7 protein-coding genes and 2 pseudogenes are annotated in these 6,891 nt (G+C 71.3%); 5 read left to right on the top strand and 4 right to left on the bottom strand.

Features of this window, described 5'->3' with window-relative positions:
* A pseudogene (locus ACWGI8_RS36230) lies at window positions 1–976 on the top strand (AfsR family transcriptional regulator); the annotation flags it as partial.
* Between the two features lie 240 nt (window positions 977–1,216).
* Here the strand turns inward: ACWGI8_RS36230 and ACWGI8_RS36225 are convergent.
* Entirely contained in the window at window positions 1,217–2,086 is an 870-nt protein-coding gene (locus ACWGI8_RS36225; protein WP_453667614.1) for a siderophore-interacting protein, read from the bottom strand.
* 264 nt (window positions 2,087–2,350) lie between these two features.
* Between ACWGI8_RS36225 and ACWGI8_RS36220 the strand changes: the two genes are divergently transcribed.
* From ACWGI8_RS36220 to ACWGI8_RS36210, 3 genes and pseudogenes are all read left to right on the top strand, one after another.
* On the top strand, window positions 2,351–3,529 hold the full coding sequence (locus ACWGI8_RS36220) for an acyl-CoA dehydrogenase family protein (protein ID WP_453667613.1): 1,179 nt from the start codon (window positions 2,351–2,353) through the stop codon (window positions 3,527–3,529).
* 194 nt (window positions 3,530–3,723) lie between these two features.
* Window positions 3,724–3,888, top strand: a pseudogene (locus ACWGI8_RS36215) (pirin family protein); the annotation flags it as partial.
* A 172-nt stretch (window positions 3,889–4,060) separates the two neighbouring features.
* Window positions 4,061–4,438, top strand: coding sequence for a hypothetical protein (locus ACWGI8_RS36210; RefSeq protein WP_453667611.1), 378 nt, complete (start codon window positions 4,061–4,063; stop codon window positions 4,436–4,438).
* Between the two features lie 406 nt (window positions 4,439–4,844).
* Here the strand turns inward: ACWGI8_RS36210 and ACWGI8_RS36205 are convergent, their stop codons facing one another.
* The 3 genes from ACWGI8_RS36205 to ACWGI8_RS36195 all read right to left on the bottom strand — a co-directional run bounded on the left by ACWGI8_RS36205 (window position 4,845) and on the right by ACWGI8_RS36195 (window position 6,263).
* Window positions 4,845–5,282: a DUF2267 domain-containing protein gene (locus ACWGI8_RS36205; protein WP_453667615.1), complete on the bottom strand. Its 438-nt coding sequence runs from the start codon at window positions 5,280–5,282 to the stop codon at window positions 4,845–4,847.
* 62 nt (window positions 5,283–5,344) lie between these two features.
* Window positions 5,345–5,740, bottom strand: coding sequence for a DUF2267 domain-containing protein (locus ACWGI8_RS36200; protein ID WP_453667609.1), 396 nt, complete (start codon window positions 5,738–5,740; stop codon window positions 5,345–5,347).
* Between the two features lie 91 nt (window positions 5,741–5,831).
* Window positions 5,832–6,263, bottom strand: a complete 432-nt coding sequence (locus tag ACWGI8_RS36195; RefSeq protein ID WP_190174808.1) for an Hsp20/alpha crystallin family protein — start codon at window positions 6,261–6,263, stop codon at window positions 5,832–5,834.
* A 129-nt stretch (window positions 6,264–6,392) separates the two neighbouring features.
* On the opposite strand from ACWGI8_RS36195, the gene ACWGI8_RS36190 reads away from it, so the two are divergent.
* Window positions 6,393–6,891 (top strand): type III effector protein (locus ACWGI8_RS36190; RefSeq protein ID WP_453667607.1); only part of this gene is annotated, 499 nt, incomplete at its 3' end.

Here is a 6,891-nt window from a genome sequence, read left to right as displayed (position 1 = left end):
GTGGTACTTCGCGCGGCTGATGACGGGCGAGTTCAGCGGGCTCCGCGAGAGCGTCGACGCGCTCGTCGACGGCTGCCGCCGGCACGGTCACGACGGCTGGGACCTCGGGCTCGCCCTGCTGATGCGCGCGAAGCTGGTCGACGACGGCGGCCCCGAGGACGCCGACGAGGCCCTCGCGGCGTTCGAGAAGGCCGGTGACCCGTGGGGGATCGCCGAGTCGCTGTCCGCGCGGGGCGAGGCGTACGAACGGCGCGGGGCGTTCGAGGAGGCGGCCGAGGACTACGCGCGGGCCATGGAGACGTCCGTGCGGATCGGTGCACACACCCAGGTGCCCGTGTTCAAGGCCCGCCTCGCTGCCGTACGGCTGGAGGCCGGCGGGGACCGGGCCGCCGAGGAGGCCGCCGAGCGGCTCCTGCGGGACGCCGTCGAGGAGTCGCGGTCGCTTGCCGGACAGCCGATGAGCACCGCCGGGCTGTTGCTCGCCCGGCGCTACGGCCGTACCGGACGGACCGGCGCGGCCCGCGAAGAACTGCGGCGCGCCGCCGAGGAGTTCCCGGCCGGCACGCCCGGCCTGTTCACCGGCATGGTGGCCGGGATGCGGGCCTGGCTGGATTGCCTCGACGGAGCCTACGGGCCCGCCCGGAACCACATCCGGCAGGCCGTCGACGAGCTGGAGAGCCTGGCCTATCTGGTGGCGCCCGGGCTGATCGTCGATCAGTTCCTGGTCGCCGCCTGGGCCAAGGCCCACCTCGGACAGGCCGAGGACGGCGCCAGGCTTCTCGGCGCCTACGACGAGCACCATGCCGCGTCGCCCGGCGGCTTCTCCGGCTTCCGGCCGTTCCCGTCCACCGCCGAAGGGGAGCTCCGGCGGCGGGCCGAGGAGGAGCTGCGCGCGGTGCTGGAGCCGGTGACGTATGCACGCACGTACGCGGAGGGCAGCGGCCTCACGGTCGCGGAAGCGGCTGCAGCCGTGTGACGCCAAGTACCGCAAGTACCGCAAGCACGGTAACCCACGGCGAGTACCGTCAGAACGACGCGAGAGCGGCAGGAGAGCGGCGGGAGAGCGGCGAGCACCGCGAACCTGGCGGGCGGCACCCCGCACGAGACGTACCGGGGCGGGGCCCGCCTCGCGGGCCGGACTGCAACAGCACAACGGCTGCCCGGGCGAAGCTCTGGGACAGCGTCGCGTTCCCGACAGGATTCGCCCGGACAGTCCTTACGCACCCGCGTCCGTCATCCGCTCCCTCGCCTCCGCGAGGTCGTCCTCGGTCGGAGCGTCGTCCTGGCTCAGCCGCAGCCGCCAGTACCCCGCGAAGTCGACCGACCGCTTGTCGAGGCCCCGCTCGTCGACGAGGTGGCGGCGCAGGGCGCGGACCGCGCCGGCCTCGCCACCCAGCCACGCGTACACCGACCCCGGAGGAAACTGAGCCGCGCGGACCGCCTCGACCAGCGATCCGCCGGTTCCGGCAGGACGTCCGCCCCGGTGGAGCCAGTTGACGGTCACGTCGCCCTCCGTCGCGAAACGCTGCTCCTCGGACGCGTCGGCCACCTCCGCGTACACAAGGGCGCGGGTGCCCGCCGGCAGCCACTCCAGCAGGGTCCCGATCGCAGGCAGCGCCGCCTCGTCGCCGGCCAGCAGCACCCAGTCCGTCGTGCCGAGCCCGACGGGCTTGGCGAAGTAGGCGGTAGGGCCGAACATGCCGAGCGTGTCGCCGAGGCGGGCGGACTCGGCCCAGCGTGTCGCGGGCCCCGCGTCGCTGTGCAGCACGAAGTCGATGTCGATCGTCCCTTGCCGGGTGTCGCACGCCCGGACCGTGTAGCTGCGCATCCACGGCCGTTCGTCCGACGGGATCTCGTTATAGGCCGCGTACCAGCGCATCACATCGCCGGCCGCGCCCGCGTCCGGCGCGGGCAGCCGCGGCACCCGCTGCCCGGGCCGTGGGAAGTACAGCTTCACCTGCTGGTCGGGCGCCTCCAGGGTGAAGCCCGCGAGGTCCGGGCCGCCGAAGGTGATGCGCGCCATGTGCGGGGTGACCCGGCGTACGCCCGCGACCTGGATGAACCGGACCGGAAGTGGGTGCTGCATCAGGACTCCAAGAAGAGAGGGGGCTGAGAACCCGACCGTCCCAGCCGTCACCGACACGGCCCCGACAGGGCCCCGACACGCCGCCTGCGAGCGTGCGGCACGACCGACGACACGACGGCGAGCGATCCGGGAGCGCGGAGGGCAAGATCGCGATACCGGCCGAGGAGGACCGCCCGTCCGGCGCCGCGCCTCTTCCAGGTTCTTGTAACACGTTCTACTCTGTGCCGCCGCAGGGAGCGGAAGCGTGAGACGCCTGGAGGAGCCGTGCACCTCGAATACACGCCGGAACAGCAGCAGTTGCGCGCCGAGCTGCGTGCGTACTTCGACGGACTCGTACCGGACAACGCCTACGCCCGCTACGCCGACCCTGCCGCCCAGAAGCGCTTCTACCGGGATACGATCCGCCGGCTCGGCACCGACGGCTGGCTCGGCGTCGGCTGGCCCAAGGAGTACGGCGGCCGCGGACTGAGCCCCATGGAGCAGTTCATCTTCTTCGACGAGGCCGCCCAGGCCGGCGTGCCGCTGCCGCTGATGGCGCTCAACACCGTCGGCCCGACGATCATGCAGTACGGCACCGACGAGCAGAAGGCGTACTTCCTGCCGAAGATCCTCTCCGGTGAGATCGACTTCGCGATCGGCTACAGCGAGCCGGACGCCGGCACCGACCTCGCCGCACTCAGGACCCGTGCCGTGCGCGAAGGCGACGAATATGTCGTCAACGGCCAGAAGATCTGGACGACCAACGGCGACACCGCCGACTGGGTGTGGCTCGCCGTCCGCACCGACCCTGACGCCCCTCCGCACAAGGGCATCACCATGCTGCTCGTGCCGACCTCCGACCCGGGCTACTCCTGCACGGTCATCAACACCCTCGCCTCCCACGACACCACCGCCAGCTACTACGAGAACATCCGCGTCCCCGCCTCCCGCCGTGTCGGCGAGGAGAACAAGGGCTGGCGGCTGATCACCAACCAGCTCAACCACGAGCGAGTCACCCTCGCCGCGCACGGCACCATGGCCATCCGCGCCCTCCACAACGTCCAGCGCTGGGCCGCCGGGACCAAGCTCTCCGACGGGCGCCGCGTCATCGACCTCGGCTGGGTACGCGGCCGGCTCGCCCGCACCCACACCAAGCTCGATGCGATGAAGCTGCTCAACTGGCAGATGGTGAACGCCGTCCAGGAGGGCACCCTCACCCCGCAGGACGCCTCCGCCGTCAAGGTCTACGGTTCCGAGGCGCGCCGCGACGCCTACGCCTGGCTGATGGAGGTCGTCGGCGCCGCCGGACCGCTCAAGGAGGGATCGGCAGGCGCGGTCCTCCACGGCGAGCTGGAGCGCGGCTACCGCTCCGCCGTGATCTTCACCTTCGGCGGCGGCAACAACGAGATCCAGCGCGAGATCATCTCCTGGATCGGGCTCGGGATGCCACGCGTACGGCGTTGACCGGGTGTGACGAAGAATTTCAGTTGACACAAAAGAGGGATAGTTGGCATCAAGATCGACAGCCCGAAGAGAGGGCCGCTCATGGTCAGACCAATGACCTGAGGCTGGTCGGAGGCGAGTGCCTGGTCTCTTGGGTGCTGGGGCGCGCCCAAACCTGCGGTGGCTCACGGTGGGTGGCAGGCTCAGCGATGTTGTTGTGGTGGAACTTCATCGGGCGTTCCCATCAGGAAATCGATGAGGCTCGGAAGGCGTGGACGGAGGGAGCTCGGTTCGGTGAGGTTAAGGGATACGGCGGCGCGCCACTGCTGGCTCCCGAACTCCCGCTAGTGCCCCTTAAGCCGCGCGGACGAGTACGTTGACCTGGGGTTATGGATACTGGTTGGGGTGCCGAGAGGTGCCGATGTCGGCGCCCTTCGCCTGCGTGCGGCGCGCAGCTGGTCTTGTAGGAGCTGGACTCCCATACGCCGGCCGGGCATCCTGCCTCCACCCACTGCAGCACCGAAAGCTGACGTTCATTGACCTGCCGCTCCAATGGCCTGCCTTCGACTCGCTCGTCGCAGGAACCTGCGGCTCGTCCTGGTCGCCGACCCGGGCCTGCCCTCCGAGAAAGCCCGGGACCTCGCCCCCGGCCTGCCGGAGGATCTGCGCCGCCGCACCGCCAGGGGCATCCGCTGGCAGGCGGACGCCGACGGCGCCCTCGTGGCGGACGAGCAAGTCGACGTCTCACTGCCCGCCCTCGGCTCCCGGCGTCTGCGGCGCCGGGTGCGGCAGGCGGTGGCCGGCGTCGTCAGGCAACAGGCCGCGAAGGACGAAGAGCCGCTGGCCCGTCGTCGGCCGTCCGGCACCCAGGGAGGACGAGGTCGCGCGTGGGTGGGCTTCGTGGACGCCCTCGATGCGCAGGATCTGTGATTCGTGGATCGCGTGGGTGGTGTCGTTGGACCCGGTGCGTTCCCTGTCAAGTTCAGCGTGTTGAAGGCCGACCTTCACCGAACTCGCCCTGCGGTGGGAGACGGACGGCCGTTTCGTACCGGGCCGGCCGGATGAGGAGTGGGCAATCCTTGCCCGCCGTCATCCCTGGCCTGGTTGCTGACCGCGCCGTGCGGGCGCCGCGCTCCTGGGCTGCCGCCGGCCCGGCAGCCCGTCACGGCACCACGAAGCCCTGGTACCGGGCGGACCAGGGCTTCGATGGACGGCCAGGAAGGGGGAACGGGTATCTGCGGCCCCAGCGCCCGCGGCACGAGTCCCGTGGGGTCTTTGCAACCCGTGTACGCGTCACCGTGACCAACGCGCCCGGCGCCGGATGGACACGGCGCGCTCAGGCGGCGGGGGTGAGTTCGGCGCGGCCGAACAGCAGCGCGAACCCGGAAGGGAGCTGGCGCAGGATGCGGGTGAGGAGGTCGGGGCCGGCCAGGGCAGCGACGGCGGCGAAGACGGCTCCGGTGTCCCAGCGGGTGGTGGCCAGGGAGGTTTCGGCGCGGGCGGCGAGGTCCTTGACGAAGGCCCAGCCGGTCATGGGCTGGGTTTCGGGGATCTGAGCGGTGAGGAGGCGTGCGGCTTCGAAGGGGAGACGGGCGGCCAGCTCGACGCGCTCGTCGCCCGTCAGCTGGCGCCCCAGTCCTGCGAGGACCAGACGGATGGCCTCCTCGGCCCGCTCGCGGGTGGGGTAGGCGCCTTCGTAGCGGACCTTCTCCAGCATCTGCTCGTACGACATCGCGGGCGCAGGCTGCAGTGGGACGCGCGGGTCGGGGAACACTTGCTGTGGTTGCCTTTCTGTCGCCGGGATGGTGGTCACCGGGTGAGTGAGCGGGTGGGTGATCAGGCGGGCTGGGGGTGTCCGAAGAGGAGGTCGTAGCCCGCGGGGAGCTGGAGCAGGATCTGCCCCAGCAGGTCGTCACCGGCCGCCTCGGCGGCGGTGCTGAGGACGGCGCTGACGTCCCAGGCCGCGGTCTGCTCGGTGGCCCCCTCGATCCAGGCCGCCGTCGCCCGAACGAACCGCTCCGGTGGCAGCGGCTCGGCGCTCTGCAGCGGGTTGAGGAGGATCAGGGCGAAGTCTTCCGGCAGGCGCGCCGCGAGCTGGGCGCGCACCTCGCCGACCAGGTGCGCCCCCAGCAGGGCGAGCACCACACGGGCCGCGCGTTCTGCTTCCGGCAGGCTGTCGTACTCACCGCGTTCCTTCACCCGGTCGAGGAACGCCTCGCGTCGCAGGGTCACCGCCGCTCTTCGGTCGAAGGTGCGGAGGACGGGAGAGGGGGGAGATCAGTGACCCGTCCTCCGCCGCTGTTCGGCTCTTGTCGCCCTTGGGTCAGCCGGAGATCTCCCTGCGGCCGGATCCGCCGCCGATGGCGATCTTGCGGGGCTTGGCGCGTTCCGCGATCGGGATCCGCAGGGTGAGCACCCCGGCGTCGTAGTCGGCCTCGATGTGCTCGGTGTCCAGCGTGTCGGCCAGCACGATCTGGCGGGAGAAGACGCCCAGCGGCCGCTCCGACAGTTCCATCTGCACGTCGTCGGCCTTCGCCACGGGCCGGCGCTCGGCCTTGACGGTCAGCATGTTCCGCTCGACGTCGATGTCGATCGCGTCCGCGCTGACGCCGGGGATGTCGAAGGCCACCACGTACCGGTCGCCCTCGCGGTAGGCGTCCATCGGCATCGGGGACGGCCGCGACCAGGTGCCCGGGCCCATCAGCTGCTGAGCCAGCCGGTCCAGCTCACGGAAAGGGTCAGTGCGCATCAACATCGTGAAAACACCTCCAGCAGGTTCGGGCAGTTGCTGCCAATGCGCTTCACTGAAACCGTTGTAACATGTCATCCAATGGATGACAAGAACGGTGTCGTCCAGTCGATGACAAGACCGAGGGAGGTGCCCGTGACAGCAGCCGACCAGCCGGCCCCGTCCAGCGCCGACGGCCGAAGCCCGGCCTCGTTCCTCGCCGCCGCTGCGGCCCTGCACGCCATAGACGACGCCCTGCACGACGCCCTGCAGGAGACCTCCGACACCCCCGCCGCCGGCCCCGGCGCGGAGCAGGCCCTGGCCTCCCTGCTGCTGCTGCGGCAGGTCCGCGAGCAGCTCGCCGGATGGGAGACCGGCCTGATCGAAACGGCCCGGCACGCGGGAGCCAGCTGGGCCGACCTCGCCCACCCCCTCGGCGTCGCCAGCCGCCAGGCCGCCGAACGCCGCTACCTGCGAGGCCGGCCCGGCCCCGCCGGAACCACCGGCGAACAACGCGTCCAGGCCACCCGCGAACGCCGCGCCGCCGACCGCGCCCAAGCCGAATGGGCCCGCCGCAACGCCGCCGACCTGCGCCGCATCGCCGGCCAGATCACCGCCCTCACCGACCTCCCCACCGCCGCCCGCCACCCGCTCG

Source organism: Streptomyces sp. NPDC054841 (genome assembly GCF_053611045.1).
Note: the sequence above shows the minus strand (reverse complement) of the source record. Positions and strands in the feature narration are given on the sequence as shown.

Bases quoted from the DNA above. Each gene is read 5' to 3' on its own strand.
- ACWGI8_RS36225 (WP_453667614.1), bottom strand. From the start codon at position 2,086: ATGCAGCACCCACTTCCGGTCCGGTTCATCCAGGTCGCGGGCGTACGC.
- ACWGI8_RS36210 (WP_453667611.1), top strand. From the start codon at position 4,061: ATGGCCTGCCTTCGACTCGCTCGTCGCAGGAACCTGCGGCTCGTCCTG.
- ACWGI8_RS36195 (WP_190174808.1), bottom strand. From the start codon at position 6,263: ATGTTGATGCGCACTGACCCTTTCCGTGAGCTGGACCGGCTGGCTCAG.